Source organism: Polyangium fumosum (genome assembly GCF_005144585.1).
In the GTDB taxonomy this organism is placed as follows: domain Bacteria; phylum Myxococcota_A; class Polyangia; order Polyangiales; family Polyangiaceae; genus Polyangium; species Polyangium fumosum.
The window spans coordinates 63,826-83,187 of sequence record NZ_SSMQ01000051.1; the positions used below are offsets into that span (position 1 = coordinate 63,826).

Annotated in this window: 13 protein-coding genes; 8 read left to right on the forward strand and 5 right to left on the reverse strand. The window is 70.9% G+C overall.

Annotated elements, in window-relative coordinates; translation table 11 throughout:
- Positions 1-55 precede the first annotated feature (55 nt).
- Positions 56-1,003 (reverse strand): serine/threonine-protein kinase, encoded by a 948-nt coding sequence (locus E8A74_RS36065; protein WP_170229630.1) that lies wholly within the window; start codon positions 1,001-1,003, stop codon positions 56-58.
- 241 nt (positions 1,004-1,244) lie between these two features.
- Between E8A74_RS36065 and E8A74_RS36070 the strand changes: the two genes are divergently transcribed.
- From E8A74_RS36070 to E8A74_RS36080, 3 genes are all read left to right on the forward strand, one after another.
- Positions 1,245-2,972 (forward strand): serine/threonine-protein kinase, encoded by a 1,728-nt coding sequence (locus E8A74_RS36070; RefSeq protein ID WP_136933628.1) that lies wholly within the window; start codon positions 1,245-1,247, stop codon positions 2,970-2,972.
- A gap of 380 nt (positions 2,973-3,352) precedes the next feature.
- Complete coding sequence (locus E8A74_RS36075; RefSeq protein ID WP_136933629.1) at positions 3,353-6,427, forward strand: DUF2169 family type VI secretion system accessory protein; 3,075 nt, start codon at positions 3,353-3,355, stop codon at positions 6,425-6,427.
- A 69-nt stretch (positions 6,428-6,496) separates the two neighbouring features.
- The gene (locus E8A74_RS36080; RefSeq protein WP_136933630.1) at positions 6,497-7,735 is read left to right on the forward strand and encodes a hypothetical protein; all 1,239 of its coding nucleotides are present in this window, start codon (positions 6,497-6,499) and stop codon (positions 7,733-7,735) included.
- Between the two features lie 370 nt (positions 7,736-8,105).
- On the opposite strand, the gene E8A74_RS36085 is transcribed toward E8A74_RS36080, so the two are convergent.
- The gene (locus E8A74_RS36085; RefSeq protein ID WP_136933631.1) at positions 8,106-8,804 is read right to left on the reverse strand and encodes a hypothetical protein; all 699 of its coding nucleotides are present in this window, start codon (positions 8,802-8,804) and stop codon (positions 8,106-8,108) included.
- Positions 8,805-9,011: 207 nt separating this feature from the next.
- Between E8A74_RS36085 and E8A74_RS36090 the strand changes: the two genes are divergently transcribed.
- Positions 9,012-9,935, forward strand: a complete 924-nt coding sequence (locus E8A74_RS36090; RefSeq protein WP_232379907.1) for a DNA/RNA non-specific endonuclease — start codon at positions 9,012-9,014, stop codon at positions 9,933-9,935.
- Positions 9,936-10,046: 111 nt separating this feature from the next.
- Here E8A74_RS36090 and E8A74_RS36095 read toward each other — a convergent pair whose 3' ends face one another.
- The gene (locus tag E8A74_RS36095) at positions 10,047-10,430 is read right to left on the reverse strand and encodes a nuclease A inhibitor family protein (RefSeq protein ID WP_136933633.1); all 384 of its coding nucleotides are present in this window, start codon (positions 10,428-10,430) and stop codon (positions 10,047-10,049) included.
- 115 nt (positions 10,431-10,545) lie between these two features.
- Between E8A74_RS36095 and E8A74_RS36100 the strand changes: the two genes are divergently transcribed.
- Genes E8A74_RS36100 through E8A74_RS36120 form a run of 4 tightly spaced genes read left to right on the forward strand, consistent with a single transcriptional unit; the run spans position 10,546 to position 15,714 of the window.
- Positions 10,546-12,408, forward strand: a complete 1,863-nt coding sequence (locus tag E8A74_RS36100; RefSeq protein WP_136933634.1) for a hypothetical protein — start codon at positions 10,546-10,548, stop codon at positions 12,406-12,408.
- Positions 12,405-13,298 carry a hypothetical protein gene (locus E8A74_RS36110; protein WP_170229631.1) on the forward strand — a complete coding sequence of 298 codons (894 nt, stop codon included), beginning with the start codon at positions 12,405-12,407 and terminating at the stop codon, positions 13,296-13,298. Before E8A74_RS36100 ends, E8A74_RS36110 begins: the two co-directional genes overlap by 4 nt.
- Positions 13,299-13,330: 32 nt before the next feature.
- Positions 13,331-14,203 carry a TolB-like translocation protein gene (locus tag E8A74_RS36115; protein WP_136933636.1) on the forward strand — a complete coding sequence of 291 codons (873 nt, stop codon included), beginning with the start codon at positions 13,331-13,333 and terminating at the stop codon, positions 14,201-14,203.
- The gene (locus tag E8A74_RS36120; RefSeq protein WP_136933637.1) at positions 14,200-15,714 is read left to right on the forward strand and encodes a hypothetical protein; all 1,515 of its coding nucleotides are present in this window, start codon (positions 14,200-14,202) and stop codon (positions 15,712-15,714) included. The genes E8A74_RS36115 and E8A74_RS36120 overlap by 4 nt, the downstream gene beginning before the upstream one ends.
- 367 nt (positions 15,715-16,081) lie before the next feature.
- Here the strand turns inward: E8A74_RS36120 and E8A74_RS36125 are convergent, their stop codons facing one another.
- Together E8A74_RS36125 and E8A74_RS36130 are read right to left on the reverse strand one after the other, a co-directional pair.
- Positions 16,082-17,419, reverse strand: a complete 1,338-nt coding sequence (locus tag E8A74_RS36125; RefSeq protein ID WP_136933638.1) for a cytochrome-c peroxidase — start codon at positions 17,417-17,419, stop codon at positions 16,082-16,084.
- Between the two features lie 119 nt (positions 17,420-17,538).
- On the reverse strand, positions 17,539-19,353 hold the full coding sequence (locus E8A74_RS36130; protein ID WP_136933639.1) for an ABC transporter ATP-binding protein: 1,815 nt from the start codon (positions 19,351-19,353) through the stop codon (positions 17,539-17,541).
- Between the last annotated feature and the right edge of the window lie 9 nt (positions 19,354-19,362).

Genomic DNA, 19,362 nt, shown 5'->3' on the forward strand with positions numbered 1-19,362 from the left:
CGCGCCGATCGCGATCACCTCTCCGGGGCAGCGGCGGTGATCGCGATCGCGCCACTCAGCCCTTCTTGAACTGCCCGTCCTTTCCCCGGTACCTGCGCACGCTCGCGTCCCACTCCGGACGGCCCTCGGCGAGCGCGGCAAGCGCGACAAGTGCTGCGACCGTCAGGAGCGCCCCGCCGATCACGAGCGGCGACGACGGACCCGAGCTGGGGGGGGCCGGGGGCGCCGGGGGTACCGCGGGGCCTGGCGGGGTCCTATTTCCCGACGGTGGAGCGAGCAACGACAGGAGCACCGCTGCGATCTTGCGTGCGTCGGGACGGTTCTCGGGCGTGTCGCTCCGCATGGCGAGCACGAGGTCGCGCAACGCAGGAGGAACATCCGCCGTGCGAAGTGCCGACGCGTCGCGTGTGCCCGTGAGCAGCTCGGTGGCTACGACGCCCAGCGAATAAATGTCCGCCGCCGCGCTGAACGGCTCGCCCATGAGGATTTCGCGGGCGATGTACCCCGGCGTTCCTCCGGGCCCCCGCGTCATCATGGTTCCGACGCCGGGCATCCTCGCCAGCCCGAAGTCGGCGATCTTCACGACGAACGTACCGGATTCCACGGTCGTCACGAGCAGGTTGTCGGGCTTGATGTCCCGATGAAACCCGTTCCGATCATGGATGGCGCGCAATCCCGTGATCACCTGCATCAGGATCACGGCCGTCGAACGCCAGTGCAGCTTCCCGAGCAGCCGCCCCAAGGGGCCCTGATCGCAGTATTCGAGGACGATGTACGGCTGAGGGGCCGCGAGATCGTGATCGAGCAACTCCACGATGAACGGATTGTCGAACGCCTCGTAGAGCACGAGCGCCTCGCGGGCGAACCGCTCTCGCCCCTCGGGGCTGCGGTCCTTGAGGAGCTTGACGGCTACGACCCGCCTGCTGTCCCTGTCGACAGCGCGGTGGACGGCCCCGAAGCTCCCCTCGCCGAGCTTCTCCTGCAATTGGTATCGATCGTTCACGGTTCCTCCGATGCTCGTCGCGTCCAAGCGCGACGAGCGCACCCCGGATTGCACCCTCCGTGCCCGGCTCCATCGCCCCCCGCGGCCTTGGCAAACCCGTGAAAAGCTTTCGTTTTGCTATCGTGCGCCGGCCGAACCTCGTGCCCGCGATCAGGTTCGTCCCCCTCGCGGCACGATCGCGATCAGCCTCCCGCGCATCTTTCTTCCCGTTCGACCGTGTGCTGTTGTATGAACCACAGTCGTGGAGATCAAACCTGGATCACGCGTCAACCGTTACGAGCTGAAGCGACGCCTCGGAAAGGGAGGGCAGGGATCCGTCTGGGAGGTCTCCGACGTCCTCGATGAGGGGGCTCCCCGCGCGCTCAAGCTGATCGCGCTCCGCGAGCTCGAGAAGGGGGCCGCGGAGCGCGCATGGCGCGAGGCGCAGGCGCTCCAGGGGGTGACGCACCCGGGGCTCGTGCCGTGCCGGGAGTTGTTCCGAAACTCGGTCGAGGACCTGATCGGGCTCGTCTTTGATCTCATACAGGGCCAATCCCTCGCCGCTGCGGCCCGGGATCCCCGCATGCGATCCGAGTATCGGATCGCTGTGCTCGACCAGCTCGCCGCGGTCCTCGCGCACGTGCACGCGCTCGGCATCGTCCACCGGGATCTGAAGCCGGACAATGTCCTCGTCACGGACGCCTTCTGGTCGGCTCCTTTCACGCCGGGCGGCGTGAAGCTCGTCGACTTCGGGATCTCGGCGCCCGCAGGCAATCCCTCGCCGATCACCACGTTCGGGGCCGTCGTCGGCACGACGCCGTATCTCCCGCCCGAGCTCATCTCTCCTGGGCCCTGGTCCCCGGATCGCGAGGGGTTTGCCCGCGACATGTTCGCCTTCGGCGTGCTCGGGTGGGAGCTCCTGTTCGGATCGCATCCCACGGGGTTGCCCGCAGAAGCGGTCCAGCCAGCCTATTACGATGCTTATCGAGCCGCCTGGGAGCAACGCCTCCCATGGCCGCCGCCCGCGCCGGAGAGCCCCTGGGTGCCGATCCTGCGCGCGTGCCTCGCGCTCGATCCTCACCGCCGCCCCCCGAACGGCGGGGCGCTGCACGAGATGCTGCGAACCGGATCGGCTTCGCTTCCGGGGATCACGCAAGCGCACAGCGCGCCGACGGCCGCGCATGTCCCGCCCACCTCGGCGCAAACGCCCATGTTCTTCACCGAGGGGATGCATGCGCCGCCATCGGTTCCTCCCCCGGTGGCTCGGACCGCGCCCATGCCATACGAGCGCTCGCCTTCGGTGCCGCAGTTTCCGCCGCCTCCGCCGCCGTCCGCCCCGTCCCGCCCCGGGGGGACGACCAGGCCCCTCCTCCTCGTGCTCGTCGTGGCCGCTTGCGTGGGTGCATTCGCGCTCGGGATGTACATGAAGGGGAAACCCGCCGACGATTCGCAGGCCGCGATTCCCATCGACGTCTCCGCAAAGAGCACCGCCGCGGCGACGGTTGGCCCGAACGTCGTCGAGCCCGCCGTGGATCTGGGGTTGCCTTGCTGTGGGGACGACGGGAAGTGTAACTCCGGGCGCACATGCAATGCCGGGCGCTGCGAGGACAAAGCCCTCCCCGAGCGTACCTGGACCCTACGCATGACGGGCGCCGAGTTGCCCGAGGGGAAACGGGATCTCGCGGGAACGAACCCGTCTGCCATCGTGTGCATGCGCAACGAGAGGACCGGGGATCGGGCTTGCTCCCCGATGAAGGAGATGGTCCGCGACGGCGGAGACAAGGTCAACGTCCTGCGCGCAAGCACGATGGACCTCGCGTACGGCCGTATCTTCATCCGCGTGGTCGAGGGAAGAAGGGACCTCTATCCCGAGGTGCGAATCGCGGACAATCGCGAGGGGCTCAAGAACTCCATTCTCTGTCGCGGGATGCTGCTCCGCGCCGGCCCCCGGTACAGCGCCCCCGTCCACGTATTCGTGTATCTCGACTGAATTCGACCCATGACCCGACCCGGTTTGCCACCCACCACCGAAGAGCACAGGCCGCCGACCGCCGAGCAAGTCGATCGGGGCCGCCCGGTCCTGCTCGTCGCGGGACGCTCGTCGGCCCATTCGGCGTCGCGGACATGCACGCGGCCATCGCCGCGGTCGCCGCGCGCCGCCTGCACCCCGTGCTGATCGAAGGTCCGACCACGTCGAGGCGATCGAGCTGATCCCGCGGTTACATGAATCGACGGCTCGACGAGAAGGACGCGAAGAAGAAAGAGAAGTGAGCGGGGTCCCTCCCTGCGGAACCGCTTGCCATGGCCTCCCCGCCGGGGCTACCGTCCTTCCTACGCGCGGCGTAAAGCGCTTCACCAGGAACGCGGGTAGTGCCCTCCACGTCACCTTTCCCGATCCCGGTTTCAGCCCTCAAGCCCGTCGCTTGTGGCTCGACGCTCTGGCGCAGCGGCGGCGTCCTGCGCGCCACGATCTTCCTCAAGCTCACGGTCTCGCTCACGCACGAGCGCACGGCGTGGCCGACGACGGCCCTCGACCTCATCCGCGAGGAGAAGAACCGCGACAAGAACCCGGCGGCGAGTGTCGTCGAGGCCCTCGAGACCGCGCCGTACCTGCCTTCGGCCGGCGTCCTCCTCTCCGGCCACGCCTACGCCCCCGGCGGCCGGCCCGTCCCCGCGCTCTCCGCCCGCCTCGCGATCTTCCGGGAGCGTGGCCTGCTCGACAAGACGATCCACGTCTTCGGCGACCGCGCTGCGAACGCGCCCCAGGCGCCTCGTCCCTTCGACCGCATGCCGCTCCTCTACGAGCGCGCCGCCCTGACCGACGACAACCCCGTCGGCGTGCCGCCGAGCGCGCCCACGCTGCCGAACCTCGTGGATCCCCGCGGCCCTACGCGCGCCGCGGGCTTTGGCCCGTACGGGCGCTACTGGCCGCATCGTCGGCGTTTGCTCGGGAACGTCGACCGGAAGCGGCTCGACGGCGTCGTCGCCGAGATCCCCGACGGCTTCGACTTCCGCTGGTTCAACCCGGCGCCGCCCGACCAGCAGATCGAGTTTCTCCGCGGCGAGGAGTGGATCGTCCTCGACGGCATGCACCCGACCCTGCCGCGCGTGCAGTCGCGGCTGCCGCAGGTCCGCGCCAAGGCGTGTACGTACCTCGTCGGCCCGGGCGGGCCGGGGCAGGGGCGCGTGATCGACCTCGTCGCGGATCTCCTGGTCATCGACGCCGACAGGCTCGTCGCGTCCCTCGTCTTCCGGGGCAATTTCGCGTTCGATCGGCTGGAGACCGTGCCCCAGCTCCGCGCCTTCGCGGACGTGGAGCTCCCGGGCAACCCGATCCGCTGGCCCGAGGCGGCCGAGGTGATGCGCGCGCGTGCGCCCGCGCCGGTCGTGCCTGCTGCGCAGGCCCCGGCTCCGGCGGCGGACATCTTCACGACGCTCCCGGTTCGGGACGAGAAATCGGCTTCGCGGGCGGTGCTCCCGTTCCAGCCGCGGCCCCCCGGCGCGCCGACGGTGCTCCCGCCGAACACGCCGCCGCTGCCGCCGCGCCCGCGTGTCGAGGAGGACGACGATCCGCTGATGCGCACGTGCGCCATCGATCTGGACGATCCGCCGTCGCGCCCGGCGACGCCCTTCGACGATCCGCTGATGCGCACGCGCGCCGTCGAGCTGGACGATCCTCCGTCGCGCCCGGCGATGCCCTTCATGAACGCGCCGCCGAGCGCCGCCGCGCAGGCGCGTGCCGCGCTGGGCATCCCGTCGGCGCCCCCGCCGCCGCCGAGGCCGTACCGCCGGGACGATGACGAGCACGCGACACGCGCGATCGACCTGGCAGAGCTCGAAGCGAAGCGCGCGGCGACGCCGTTCGAGAAAGGTGGAGCCGGGGATCGCGCGCCGGGGAGCGTGCGTCCGCCGCTGCCGTCGACCGTCGTGGGGCCCCCGCCGATGGTGCAAGCACCGCCGTTGCGGGTGCCGACGCCTTCGGGAGGCATGCCTTCGCCGCCCGCGGCCGTGCCTTTGCCGCCCGCGGCCGTGCCTTTGCCGCCCGCGGCCGTGCCTTTGCCGCCCGCGGCCGTGCCTTTGCCGCCCGCGGCCGTGCCTTTGCCGCCCGCGGCCGTGCCTTCGCCGCCCGCGGCCGTGCCTTTGCCGCCCGCGGCCTTGCCTTCGCCGCCCGCGGCCGTGCCTTCGCCGCCCGCGGCCTTGCCTTTGCCGCCCGCGGCCTTGCCTTCGCCGCCCGCGGCCGTGCCTTTGCCGCCCGCGGCCTTGCCTTCGCCGCCCGCGGCCTTGCCTTCGCCGCCCGCGGCCTTGCCTTTGCCGCCCGCGGCCTTGCCTTCGCCGCCCGCGGCCGCGCCTGCGACGCCGGCCCCCGCCCCCGAGGAGACCGGCATCCGCGCCACCGTGCTCGCGCGCCTCCGCGCCGGCGAGCGCAACCCGCTCCACGGCCTCTCCGTCGCCGGCGCCGACCTCTCGAACCTCGACCTCAAGGGCGCAAACCTCTCCGGCCACGACCTCGGCGGCGCCAAGCTCTCCGGCGCAAACCTCGAAGGCGCACGCCTCTCCGGCACCCGCCTCGTCGACGCCGACCTCGAAGGCGCCGACCTGCGCAGCGCCGACCTCAAAGGCGCCGACCTCTCCCGCGCCCACCTCGAAAAAGCCCGCTTCGACGGCGCCTCCATCGAGCAAGCCATCTTCGCCTCCGCCCGCGGCAGCGGCGCGAGCTTCGACGGCTGCCGCGGCCGCGCCCCCGTCTTCGCCCGCGGCACCTGGGACGGCGCGAGCTTCCGCGCCCTCGACGCGCTCAGCGCCGACTTCACCGGCGCCTCGCTCGAAGCCGCCATCCTCGAACGCGCCGTCCTGCCCGAGGTCAAGCTCGTCGACGCCCGCGGCAAAGGCGCGAGCTTCCAAGGCGCCCGCCTCGATCAAGCCCACGCCGAAGGCGTGGCCCTCACCGACACGAACTTCCACGAGATCGACGCCAAAGGCTCCACCTGGGAAAACGCCGCGCTCGCGGGCTCCTCGTTCGCGTCGGCCCGCCTCGACAACGCCGTCCTGACACGCGCGACCTGCGAAGGCGCCAAGTTCCAGGGGGCGAACCTCAAAGGCGCAAACCTCGGCCGCGTCCAGGCCGACCGAGCCAACCTCGACGGCGCGATCCTCGACGGCGCCGACCTGCGCCAAGCCCGCATGCACGAGGCCCGGTTCGAAGGCGCGAACCTACAAAACGTGATCGCCGGCCGCGCCGATCTCTCGCGCTCGCACTTCACCTCCGCCGACCTGACGAACGGGAATTTCCGCGCCGCGCTGCTCGCCGGATCGAACCTCGCGAAGGCCAAGCTCGACGGCGCCGATCTGCGTGATGCGGACCTCCGTCGTTGCACACTGAGCGGCGCTTCGCGGACGGGCACGAAGCTGATGGGGGCCAACATCCGCGACGCCATCGATGAGTGAGGCATTCGGTGCCTGGCCCTTCGCCGAGGATTCGCCCACAGAGCGCAAATCCAGGTACAGTGCTCGGCCATGAGCGGAGGCCGTGGTGAAGCCCTGAGCGCGAGCGCGTGCCGCGACGAGGCCACACTCCGCTCCTTCATCGAGACGCGCATCAGCCCGAACGCGTGGCCCATCCACTCGCCCGCGCTCCGCCGCCGCATCCTCGAAGACGGCATCGACCTCGAAGCCGCCCAGCGCTTCACCATGGACCTCGACGCGATGGATCGCATGATCCGCGTGTTCGAGACCCGCTCCTGCCGCGTCGAGCGGCTGCTCCGGATCAACAACGCCTTCCACCGGACGCTGCACAACGACGAGGTGCTGCTGCGTCTGCTCCTGCTCGAGTGGCCCGAAGCCACGCCGCTGCCCGACGAGGTGAAGGAAGCGCCCATGCGCGTGTACCCGAACCTCGACGCGATCGCAGCCGTGCTCCGCGACGCGCTCGGCCGGATGCTCGAAGCCGGCACCCCCGCATCGGTGCTCGCGCGGGATCTGCTCGCAGCCCTCGGGCACGACTACGGTCACTCCGGCGGGACCGATCGCACACGCCCCGACGGCGCCCCCGCGCCCCTCACGCACGAAGACACCGCAGAGAAGTACGCCGCCCCGATCGGCCTGGCCTTCGGCATGCCCACCGCGCTGGTGCTGGAGAGCATGGCCGGCATCCGCGCGACGACCTTCTTCGTACGGCCCGGCCGCCCACGCATCCAAGCCGTGACCGAGTTCGAGCGAAGGCTGACGCTCGCCGACGTGATGGGCTGCGTGCTGCCGCCACACCTCTGGCTGACGCACGTAGGCGCGCCGGTGCTCGTGGAAAAGATGCCCATCTGGCGGCGGCGGCTCGTGCAGATCCCAGGCGAGCTCGGCGCGATCGAGGCGCACCTCGCCATGCTCGCGGACGACGATCCCTCCCGCGAAGCCATCCTCGCCCAGCGCGAAGCGCTGCTCCTCGAAGACTCGCGCATCGTGAAGCACGTCGAGGAGTGGTTCCGCAGCGAGCGAGGCTTTTTCACGTTCATCGAGTCGACCCGTCTCGGCGTCGTCCCGCGCGCACGCGACCTCTGGGGCGGCGTGCTGCGCAGCAAGATCGAGCTCATGGAGCGCGTGCTCGCCCGAAAAGAACTCCTCGCGCCCCTCGCGGCACAAGGGTTCCCCCTCCTCGGTCAGTACGCCGAGGAGCTCGCAAACGCAGAGTCCCTGGAGAACGTCATCGACCGCGGCACGCTCGATCCAGAGATCTGCGAGCTGCTGCGGATGTTCCTGCCCTGAGCCAGGAAAGGCCGTAGCGCCGGGGCGCTGCCCCGGACCCCGCGGGGGCTGTCCGCCCCTCGACCCGGACCAGGCACGGCCTGGACCGAGGGTGGAAGAACTGCGCTCCGCGCAGTTCTTCCAACGGGCCGGTGGCAAGACCATGGAGGTGGGTTTCAAGCCGGCGACGCGCACGCTGCCGGTTGAACCTGCGGCGCTGCCGCGTTGGCTGGCAGGGTCGTCGCCGGTCTTGCCACCGGCTGTTCGATGAACTGCGCATCGCGCAGTTCATCGACCCTGGGTCCAGCGCCTCGCTGGTCCGGGTCCAGGGGTGGACAACCCCTGGTCGGGGTCCGGGGTGAAACCCCGGAAGGGGGGCGCGACGCTCCGACTAGAGAATCATGAGCTTCCACGGCGACGTTGCGGGGTCGTAGCCGAGGGCGAAGGTGCGGAGCTTGTAGGCGTCGTAGCGTGTCTTTTCTTCGGAGACGGCGGTGGTCACGATGCCGGCGGCGGGGGGTTGACCGAGGGCTTGATCGATGGCGGCGATGCGGTCGCCCGAGGTCACGATGTCGTCGATGTAGACGACGGCTTCGTTGGGCAGGGGCTTGCCGATCGTGACGAGGTTTTGTGCGAGGTCGTGGGCGGGGTCTTCTTCGTAGCTGAAGCGCGGGCGCATGGCGTCTTTGTGCACCACGCAGGGACGTACCTTGCCGAAGCCGAGACGTTCGAGTTCGAGGGCGAGATCGCGGCTTGGCCATCGGTCGGTCGTGCGGTTGCCGCGCACCACGTTGGCGGCGGGGATGGGCACGAGGGCGATGTTTGGCTTCGTGATGCTGAGGGCTGTGCGTACGTCGCGCTCGTGGACGGCGACGATGTCGGCGACGTAGGCGTAGGCGCTTGCGGGCGTCTCCAGGCGCATCATGGTTCGGCCTGGGTGGAGGGGGTGCTGGATGGAGCTTGGGATGGGCTCTTTGCGCTGGTTCGTCACGAGGTAGACGAGCCCGCGCATCGGGTTCGCGTTCAGCCCGGCCAGGGGAGAACCCAGCTTGTAGTACGAGCCGACGGCGTACCCGGGGATCCGCCTCAAGACGTCGTCCCTCGATTCATGCCCACGCGCGACCTTAGCGCGCTCCGTCGCACCTCTGCTACCCCCATGGCGCTGCTGGAGCGTGGACGCCTCGCTCGACGGTCGGGACGCTCCCTGGGAGCATGGTATAGCGTTGCCAGCGAAACGAGGCGCGATCACGTGAGCCGGACTGCATCCAGAAAGCGGCGCAAGGCAGGTAGCTTGGGCGTGTTCGTCGTGGCGCTCTTGGGTGGGCTTGGGGCGCTCTTGCATGCGTGCAAGGCGGACCGTTGGCTCGACGACTTTGCGTCGCAGGGATCGGGGGAAGGCACGAGCCGCCCGCGCCCGACGGCGACGCTGGGCCCGTCGGCGGCGCCTGGGCCCAAGGGCAGCCCGGCGCGTGGGGGTGGGGGAAAGCCTGCGGATGCGAGTGTTCATCTCGCGCTCGGCGTGCCGACGGACGACGATTCTTCGGACGACTCCGTGATGCGCAAGCCGCAGTACGCGCTCTCGTACAACGCGGACCAGAATGTCTCGAACTGGGTGAGCTGGCAGATCAACGCGGGCTGGTTCGGGGATGCGCCGCGGCACAAGGGGAAGTTCATGACGGATCCGGAGCTGCCTTCGGGCTTTTACCGGGTCACGCACGACGACTACACGGGCTCGGGGTACGACCGGGGGCACATGGTGCGCTCGGAGGAGCGGACCCGTTCGCCCGAGGACAACAAGGTCACCTTCCTGATGACGAACATCCTGCCGCAGTACCACGACCTCAACGCGGGGCCTTGGCTCCGGCTGGAGGAGCACTGCGAGGACCTCGGCAGGAAGCAGGGCAAGCAGCTCTTCGTGATGGCGGGCGGCGTGCTCAAGCGGGGGAAGAAGGCCTCGAAGACGATCGGCAAGGGCGTCGTGGTGCCCGACACGTACTTCAAGATCGTCGTCGTGCTCGAGCCGCGTGAGGGGCCTGCCGATGTGACGGAGTCGACGCGGGTGATCGCGGTCCTGATGCCGAACAAGGAGGGCATCCAGGACGAGGGCTGGGAGAAGTACCGGACGACCGTGGACGAGATCGAGAAGCGGACCGGGTACGACTTCCTCCCGGCTGTGGATGAGGACGTCCAGGCGGAGATCGAGGCGAAGAAGGGGGAGTAGAGCGCCGAACCCTTCGGCGCTCTACGAGATCGCAAAGCGAGCTCGCCTCGGGGGGTGAATCGTCCGGGCGTTGCCCGGACGAGAGGGGGACGCGAGGCGTCCCCCTTGGGACTAGGTCTCCACGAGCTTCGTCGTGACGCCGAGCCACATGCCCGACGGGTGCCGGCCGAGGACGAAGGCGTCGATGTCGACCTTGCCCACGCGGTAGACGCGCAGCTCTGCGAGCTCGCGCTGGAGCAGGTCGACGAGCGCGCGGAAGCGGCCGGACCCGTCGTCGTCGCCCTCGACCAGGCCCTCGAAGAACGACGCGAGCGACGTCTCTTCGACCGGCGTGTCCGGGGGCAGGCCGCGCGCGCGAAGCACCACGCTCGGCGTCGGCTCCTCGGCGCCGAAGCGGTAGGCCTCGATCGGGAAGTCCGACTCGCTCGGGAACAGGAGGCCGGCCGCGGCCTCCTCGATGGACTGCATCAGCGGTTCGACGTCCTGGCCCAGCATCTCCCTCGGCTCCTCCGTTCCGGCGCATTCGAGGCGCGCATCCCGGACGTGTCAAGGCGGCGCGCTGCGGGGCCAGAGATCTTTCCGAGGGCTTGTGCGTCTACGAGCCCACCCCATGCGCCCGCCCCGTCGCTCCTCGGCCGCCTTTGGCCTCTTCGCTGCCCTGCTCGTCGCACCCGCCGCCGCTGCCGCCGCGCCCGCGCGGAGCTCGGCCGTCGCCCTCGATCGAGGCTCCCTCGTCGCGTACGTCGCCGACGCCGACAACGAGGCGCTCCACCGCGTGGATCTCGTGAGCGGCTCGGTCGCCACGACCCCGCTCGGCTGCGCGCCCGCCGAGGTCCTCGTGCTCGCCGAGGATCGTGTCGCCGTGAGCCTGCGCGGCTGCAACGAGGTCCAGGTCCTCGACCTCGACGCGGCGGGCGAGGGCACGGTCGCCGCGCGTGCGGTCGTCCCGGCCGAACCCTGGGGCCTCGCCCGGGGCCCGCGCGGCGCGCTGCTCGTCACCTCCGCGTATGGCCGCGCCCTCACCGCGCTCGACGGCGCGTCCCTCGCAGAGCGCTTCTCCTTGCGCCTCCCGCGCGAGCCACGTGGCATCACCGTCACGCCCGATGGCCGCCGCGCGTTCGTCACGCATGCCGCGGGCGACGCCCTCTCCGTCGTGGATCTCGACGGCGGCGAGGCGGGCGAGGCGCCCGTCGTCCGCGCCGTGCGCGCGCTCGGCGGCAGCTACCGGAACCGCGTCGATGCGATGGTCGGAGCGAACACCCTGCACCCGACCTCGTCCCTCGCGTACGCGGCCGTGCTGAATGAGAGTGGCACGCGCCTCTTCGTCCCGCACCTCGTCGTGCAGAACGGCGAGAGCACCACCCGTGTCGTCGCGGGCGGTTATGGCGGCGTCGCGATCGAGGAGGACACCTCGGTCCCCACCGTCGCGGTCCTCGACGTCGCGCGTGAGCGCACGCTCGGCGTGACCGACGTCGCCGCGCAGAAGAACTTCGTCAACATCGCGGCGAATGCCTTCATGGGGAGCGCCGTCGCGCCTGCAGGCTCTCCCGCGCGGCAGCCGCGCGCCGCGGCGGTGCTCGGCGACGCGCTCTTCGTCGTCTCGCACGGCACGGGCGAGCTCGTCGAGCTCGATGCGCGTTCGCTCGATCCGGCGCTCGCCCCGCGGCGCGCCTTCTCTGTCGGCGAGGGCCCTTCCGGCGTCGACGTCGATCCACGCACGGCCATCGCGGTCGTCTGGAACCAGGGCTCGCACGACCTCTCCGTCGTGAGCCTCGCGTCCGGCGCCGTGGACACGTTGCCCGTCGCTGCGGATCCGCTCCGCGAGGACCTCGCGCGCGGCCGGCGCCTCTTCCACGCCGAGGGAGACCGCCGCATCTCGCGCGACGGCCGCGCCTGCGCGAGCTGCCACCCCGAGGGGCGCGAGGACGGCCTCGTGTGGCGGCTCGGGGACGGCCCGCGACAAACCATGGCGCTCGCGGGCCGCGTCGAGCGGGGCCCCTACGGCTGGCACGGCATGCACGCGAAGCTCGAGGACAACATCGCCGAGACGCTCACGCGCCTCGGCGGCTCGGGTTTGCCGGCGGAGGACCTCGCCGCGCTCGCGAACTACCTCCGCGAGGGCCTCTTCGTGCCGCGCCGCGAGGTGAAGGATCCCGGCGCGGAGGCGCTCGTCACGCGCGGGCGGGACCTCTACACGTCGGAACAACTCGGCTGCAACGGCTGCCATGGGCTCGATCACGGGACGAGTGATCGCGTGGTGCACGACGTCGGCTCGCGCGCGAAGGACGAGTCGCACGCCGCGTTCCGCACGCCTCCGCTCGCCATGCTCGAAGGCTCCGCGCCTTACTTCCACGACGGCCGTTACCCGACGCTCGAAGCCCTGCTCGACGACAACCTCGATCGCATGGGCCAGACGAGCCACCTCACGTCCGAAGACCGCGCCGCCCTGCTCGCCTTCCTGAGGACCCTGTGAAGACGTACCTCCTGCCCCTGCTCGCCGCGTCCCTGTTCGCGTCCGGCTGCGCGAAGCACGCGCCCGAGGCCGCCGCCGTGCCCGAGGCCGCTGTCGCACCCGCGTCCGAGGCCGCTCCCGCTGCCGCTTCCGCTTCCGCTTCCGCTTCCGCTTCCGCTTCCGCTTCCGCTTCCGCTTCCGCTTCCGGAGCCGCCTCCGCGCCCGAGCCCCCCGCGTTGCCCGAAGAGATGCGCACCATCCTCGGCAAACGCGGGGGCCAGAAGATCACCCTCACCGTGGTGCATCCGCGCCACGTCGTCCTGCTCGTGCAGGGGGACAAACGTGTCCTCGGCTCGAACGAGGTGGCCCTCGCCGTCGACCCGAAGGAGCCCATCGCGTGGGAGACGACCGACCGCCAGACGCTCGAGACGATCCGCGGCGAGGCGTTCGTCGACCTCCGCGACGACGGGCGCTTCGACGCGGCCACGCTCCGCCCGACCACGCTCCTCGCCGCCGTCGCGGAGGAGGCCGAGGGCCGCCACGCATGCAAGGCGTTCGAGGGGGCGCGCGCGGGCTTCGACGTGGTTTGTCGCGTCGAGTCCCTCACCGTCGCGGCCGCGCGCACCTTCGGCGATGCGCCGCTCGATCGCATCCAGCACGTCGAAGCCAACGAGCAGACGTTTTTCCGCATGGAGCTCGAGCCCGGCGCGGACGGCGTCGACGCCACGGTGCTCGGCTACGCGGCCGGGGGGCGCGGGCACGTCGTTCGCGCCGAGGCGAGCAGGCTCCCCGGCGAGGCAGGGCCCGCGCTCGTGCTCCTCTCCGAATCGCGGATGCAGCCCGTCCGTTTGCCCCCGCCGCATCCCCATCGCCACCGCATCCCCCGCCCGCGGATCGACCGCTTCGATTGATCTCGGCGCGCGCTTCCCGCAAGCTGGCCCCGATGCGCCACGCCCTGCTCCTCGCGCCTCTCCTCGCCGCCGCCTGCAGCGCCGCGCCGTCCTCCACCGGCCCCACGACGGTCGCCGATCCCGGCTCCGTGCTCGTCGTCGTCGACCCGCCGCCCGCGGCCACGACGTCCGTCGAAGTCGCGGCGCCGGCGCCTTCCGCGCGCGGGGATCTCGAGTGGGCCATCTTCGGCGACACGCCCACCGTCGCGTGGGCGCCCGACGGCGTGCGCCTCGCCATCGCGAACCAGGTGAACTACCTCGGCGCGCCCGCGGCGGGCCAGGCCGGCATCGACGTCGTGCACGTGGAGACCGGCAAACGCACGCGTGTGCACGAGGGCCCTGGCTACCACCCCGTGTGGCTCGGCGACGATCGAATGGCCTTCGGCTGCTCGACCTACGAGTGCGACGACGCGGGGCAGGGCATCTACCTGCTCGACCTGGGAAAACGCGCGCGCCGGGCGCTCGTGCACGGCGCCTACCACACGCGCGCCGGCAAGGACGGCGGCGTGATCTTCTTCTCGGGCTTCCCCGAATACGAGGGCTGGATGAGCTGGGATCTGCGCAGCGCGAAGCCGAAGCGCATCAGCGGCCCCGAGGACGCGTGGCAAGCGCCGGCCGCGCAGCTCGCCGATCAGTGCCCCTCCAAGGTCGGCGAGCGACGCGTCGAGCAGCGCGACGATCAGGTCTTCGTGGTCGACGCCGCGACCCGCCACGCCATCGTCACCACGCCGCCCTGGTACCTCGCCTGGCCCGGGAACCGTGGCGCCATCCAGCCCTGTTTGTCCCCGGACGGCAGGTTCGTCGTGTACTTTTCCCAGCGCGGCGGCGCGAGCTTCGTCGGCGTGCGCCAGTTCGACGCTCCTTGAGAAGATCCGCCGCCCGAAGAGCGGCCGCGTTCGTCCTCCTCGTCCTCCTGCCGCTCGCGACCTCGCCGTTCACGGTCGACCTTCGCCCGCAGAAGACGCTCGTGCTCGCGCTCGCGCTCCCGCTCTGCGCGTGGAGCGCGCCCTCGCTCGTCGCGGCGCTTGCGCTCGCGGCCGGCCTCGTCGCGTGGCTCGTTTGGCCTGCCGCGCCCTGGGAGATCCTCGCCGTCGCGGCCGCCCCGGCCGTGTTCGCCGCGCTCGCAGAGCTCGTCGCCGAGGACCGGGCCTTCGTCTTGCGCCTCGCGCGCCGCGCCGTCCTCGCCGCGAGCGGCCTCGCCCTCGCGGGCGTGATCGGCCTCGTCCCGTTCGAGACCGGCGCGTTCCGCCTGCCGTACCCGGTGCTCGTCGGCACGTTCGGCAACCCGAACCATCTCGCGGCCTTCCTGTTGCTCGTGCTCCCGCTCTGCGCCGCCGATCGCGCCGCCGCCACGCGCCGCGCCGACCGGATCGAAGGGGCGATCGCGCTGATCCTTGGGGCCACAACGATCCTCCTCTGCCGCTCGCACCTCGCGGTCCTCGCGCTCGCCGCCGAAGTGCTCGTCCTCGTCCCACGCGCCGCGCTCGCCGCGCCCCTCGCGGGCCTCGCGCTCGTCCCGCTCGCGTTCACCTCGGAGGGGTTCGTCCGCGCCTTCGAGGGCCGTCTCTACCTGCTCGTCGTCCACGCGCGTGGTCTGTGGGGGAAGACCTTGCTCCTCGGCGTCGGCCCCGACGCGATCGCCCCCCGTTTCCTCGACTGGCAAGCCGAGCACCTCGCCGCGCACCCCGACGCCGCGCCGTTCTGGACCTTCCCGGAGCACCCACACGACGACGTCGCCGCGCTCGTCCTCGCCTTTGGCCTTCTCCCCGCGGCGCTCGCGCTGCTCTTCGCGCGAAAGCGCCTCCGCCTCGCGCCCGCCTTGCCCCGCGCCGAGCTTCGCGCCGCGTGGATCACCTTCGCCCTGCTCGCGCTCGGCGCCGGCCTCTCGGCCTCGCCGGCGACCTGGATCGCGGCGCTGCTCGTGCTCGCGTGCACCCTCCGTGCGCGCGTCCCGGCATCCGCGTCCTTCGCCCTCGCACGCGCGGGCCTCGCGTGCGCGCTCGCCTGGGCCCTCGTGGCCTTCGCGCAGGTTCTCTCGGCCCACCACCACCGCGAGGCGCTCCGCGCGGCGACGACCTCACGCGACACGCACGCCGCGCTCCACCACACGCGCGCCGCGCGGGTCTTCCCGTTCGATCGCGGCCGGCTCCTTCACCTCGAAGGCCGCCTCCTCCTCGAAGCCGGCCGTCCGCACGAAGCCGCCGCCGCGCTCCACGAGGCCGCGCGCCTGCTCCCGCACCCGATCGTCTGGAAAGCCCTCGCCGCCGCCGAGCGCGCCGCAGGTAGGCCCGAGGCGGCCGTCGCCGCCGCACGCGCGTGGCTCCGTTACCGCCCGGGGGATCCCGAGGCGAAGGCGTTCCTCGTTCAGGGGCGCTGAGGTTTCCTCGCAGGGCGTCGCGCCGGGGCGCTGCCCCGGACCCCGCGGGGGCTGTTCGCCCCTCGACCCGAACCAGGCACGGCCTGGACCGGGGGTGGAAGAACTGCGCGGTGCGCAGTTCTTCCAACGGGCCGGTGGCAAGAGCATGGAGGTGCATGTCGAGCTGGCGACGGGGCGTTGCCCGTCGAGCCGTCAGCGCTGCGGCCTTGGTTGGCAGGGTCGTGGACAGTCTTGAACCTGGCTGTTCGATGAACTGCGCATCGCGCAGTTCATCGACCCCGCGTCCAGCGCTTGCGCTGGTCCGGGTCCAGGGGTGGACAACCCCTGGTCGGGGCCCGGGGTGAAACCCCGGCTCCGCGCCTTCAAGCTACATCTTGGAACCGAACGACGTATCGACGAGCAGCGCCTCGGGGATCGGATCTCCCGTCAGCGTCTCCAGGAAGGCGACGATGTCGTCGATCTCCTGCGGCGTCAGGTTCAGCGGCACCATCAGGGGATCCTTCGTGCCGGCGAAGTCCTTGTCGGCGCCGCCCACGTTGTAGAACTCGACCACCTCGCGCAGCGTCGCGAGGTGCCCCGTGTGCATGAAGGGCCCCGTCTTCGCGACCGAGCGCAGGCCCTTCGTGCGGAACGCGCCGGTGAGCTTCTCGTCTTTCGTCACGCCCTTGCTGCGGTCGATGCTCGGGTCGTCGTTGTAGATGCCCTTCGTGCTGAAGTCCCAGCCGAAGTAGACGTCGAGCGCCTGGAAACGCCCCGGATCACCGCCCATGTCCGGCGGCAGCACGTGCTCGCCGATCTGCGGCACGCCCGTCACGTGGAAGTCGTTGTCGCTGAACGTCGGGCCCGTGTGGCATGCGACGCAGGCCGCCTTCCCCACGAAGAGCCCGAGCCCGCGCTTCGCGCTCTCGCTGATGGCCGACACGTCGCCGGCCACGTACCGATCGAAGGGCGCGTTGCCGCTCTGGAGCAGCCGCAGGTAGGCCGCGAGGGCCTTGCCGAAGTTCGCGTAGCCGCGGTTGATCACGGCGCGATCCTCCTCCGGCATGCCCTTCCACACGTCGGGCGCGACGGTCGGCGACGCGATCATCGGGAAACGCGCGGCGTCTGGGTGCATCGGATCGAGCGCGGGGTCGAGGTCCGGCTCGAAGAGATCGTTGTACGCCGCGCGGTAGTCCGCCTGCTGGTAGAGGAAGTGCACGATGCCCGAGCGGTCCGTGCCCATGACGAACTCGGCGGGCACGAGGCACTTGCCCCAGAGGTTGTCGTTGTAGCCGACCCAGCCGAACCAGTCCGTGTATGTCGCGACGTTCACCAGCGTCGGCGCGTTGCGGATGAACCAGTCGATCGCGATCGACGTGTTCGCCGGCTTCGAACGCGTGTCGACGAACCAGTCCGTCTTGATGTGGCAGCTCTCGCAGGAGACCTTGCCCGTCTCGCCCACGTTCCCGAGATCGTTCGCGACCTTGATCGGCCCGGCGTACCCCTTCTCGTAGAAGAGCCGCTGCCCGAGCTCGGCCGCCTTGGGGTTGTCGGCGAACGCGTTCGTCGTGTCCGCCTCGAGCGGCGGGAGCGGCGAGAGTTTTTCGATCTCGGCCCACTCCTCCGGCAGGAAATGCCCGTCCACGAGCTCGCCGCTCTCATCGCCGCAGCCCCCGAGGGCCGCCGCCGAAACCACGCACAACCACAGCCACCTTCGCGCTCGCATGGGAAAACCTCCTCGCACGCGCTCCGCGCGCTCCCCCCTCGTGCTCGCGCATCGTAACGAACGCGCGCAGGCAGCGATAGCCGGTTCGTCGCGCGAGCGCCGTGGTTTGGCGAGGTTCCCTAACGGTACCCTTCGGCCTGCAGCGTGAACATCCGCGCGTACCGTCCGTCCTGCGCGACGAGCTCGGCGTGGGTTCCTTCTTCGATCACGCGGCCGCCGTCGATCACGAGGATCCGATCCGCCATGCGCACCGTCGGGAACCGGTGCGACACGACGAACGTCGTGCGGCCCTCGGCGAGCTTGCGGAACCGCTCGAAGACCGCGTGCTCCGCCTCTGCGTCGAGCGCGGCCGTGGGCTCGTCGAGCACGAGCACGTCGGCCTCCTCCCGCATGAACGCCCGCGCGAGCGCCACCTTTTGCCATTGCCCGCCGCTGAGCTCCGTCCCGTCCTTGAACCACCGGCCGAGCTGCGTATCGAGACCACCCGACAACGTCGCGAGCACCTCTTCGGCGCCGCCGCGCGTGATCGCCCGCGAGAGCCGATCCGCGTCGCCCATGTGCGGCGTGCTCCCGAAGCCGACGTTCTCCCGCGCCGTGAGCTGATAGCGGTTGTAGTCCTGGAACACGACGCCGATGCGGCGCCGGAGCGCGTCGAGATCCCAATCGACGAGGTCTTTCCCGTCGAGCAGGATGCGCCCCTCCGTGGGCGTGTAGAGCCGCGTGAGCAGCTTGATCAGCGTCGTCTTGCCCGCGCCGTTGTGCCCCACGAGCGCCACGCTCTGCCCGCGCGGCACGAACAGATCGAGCTTCGACAGCGCGAGCTTCTCCTGCCCCGGATACCGGAAGCTCACGCCCTCGAAGCGGATGCCCTGCTCGCGCCCTGCCTCTGAAGGGAGCGCGAGCTGCGGCGCGCTCGACCCGTCGTTCGTGGGGATCGCGAGGTACGAGAACAGGTTCGACATGTACAGGTTGTGCTCGTACATGCCGCCGAGCGACGACAGGATCGACTGGAAGGCCTGCTGGCCCTGGCGGAACGAGACGCCGTAGAGCACGAGGTCGCCGAGCGTGAGATCACCGCTCGCCGCGCCGAGCGCCATCGACGCGTAGCAGGCGTAAAACGCGCCCGTGCCGAGCAAGGACAGGCCCCAGCCGAGGCTCGCGCGTTGCACCGCGAGCGTCCGATCCTCGCGGTAGAACTTCTCCCCGAGCGTGCGGTACCGATCGAGCAGGAGCGGGCCGATGCCGAAGAGTTTTACCTCCTTGGCGTGTGCGTCGTTCGCGAGGACGTACTCCAGGTAGTTGAGCTTCCGCGCCTCGGGCGAGCGCCAGTTGCGCAGCCGGAACGCGAGGTTGCCGAGCTTCACCTCCGCGATCGCCCCGGGCAGCGACGCGAGCGCGAGCGCGAGCACCGCGAACCCGCTCCAGCGGAAGAGCAGCGCTCCATATCCTGCGAGCGTCACCAGGCTCTGCACGATCCCGAATGTCTCGGTCACCATCGCGAGCGGCCTCGACGAAGCCTCGCGCCGCGCGCGCGTGAGCTGATCGTAGACGGACGGCTCCTCGAAGTGCCGGAGCTCCAGCGAGAGCGCCTTTTCGAGGATCTCCCCGTTGATGTCGAGCCCGAGCCGCGCCCCGATGAGCGAGCGCAGGAGTCCCATTCCGCGCTGCACGAGCGCGAGCGCCGCCACGAGCGCGAGCTCCACAAGCACCCAGCGCAGCGTCGCCTCGCGGGAATGCGCGGCCACCGCGTCCACGATCGCCTTGCCCACGTACGCCACGCCGAGCGGGAGCACCGCGGCAGCCAGGGTGAGCGCGAAGAGCGTGATCGTCGCGAGCTTGGCCGACCGGAACAGGAGCAGGAGCGTGCGTGGCGTATGCTCGAAGCTCCCGCGCAGGCGGGCGAGGAGGTTCGGCTTGGGATTCGGCTCGGACATCGCCGTCCC

Bases quoted from the DNA above. Each gene is read 5' to 3' on its own strand.
- E8A74_RS36080 (WP_136933630.1), top strand. From the start codon at position 6,497: ATGAGCGGAGGCCGTGGTGAAGCCCTGAGCGCGAGCGCGTGCCGCGAC.
- E8A74_RS36095 (WP_136933633.1), bottom strand. From the start codon at position 10,430: ATGCTGGGCCAGGACGTCGAACCGCTGATGCAGTCCATCGAGGAGGCC.
- E8A74_RS36100 (WP_136933634.1), top strand. From the start codon at position 10,546: ATGCGCCCGCCCCGTCGCTCCTCGGCCGCCTTTGGCCTCTTCGCTGCC.
- E8A74_RS36115 (WP_136933636.1), top strand. From the start codon at position 13,331: ATGCGCCACGCCCTGCTCCTCGCGCCTCTCCTCGCCGCCGCCTGCAGC.
- E8A74_RS36125 (WP_136933638.1), bottom strand. From the start codon at position 17,419: ATGCGAGCGCGAAGGTGGCTGTGGTTGTGCGTGGTTTCGGCGGCGGCC.
- E8A74_RS36130 (WP_136933639.1), bottom strand. From the start codon at position 19,353: ATGTCCGAGCCGAATCCCAAGCCGAACCTCCTCGCCCGCCTGCGCGGG.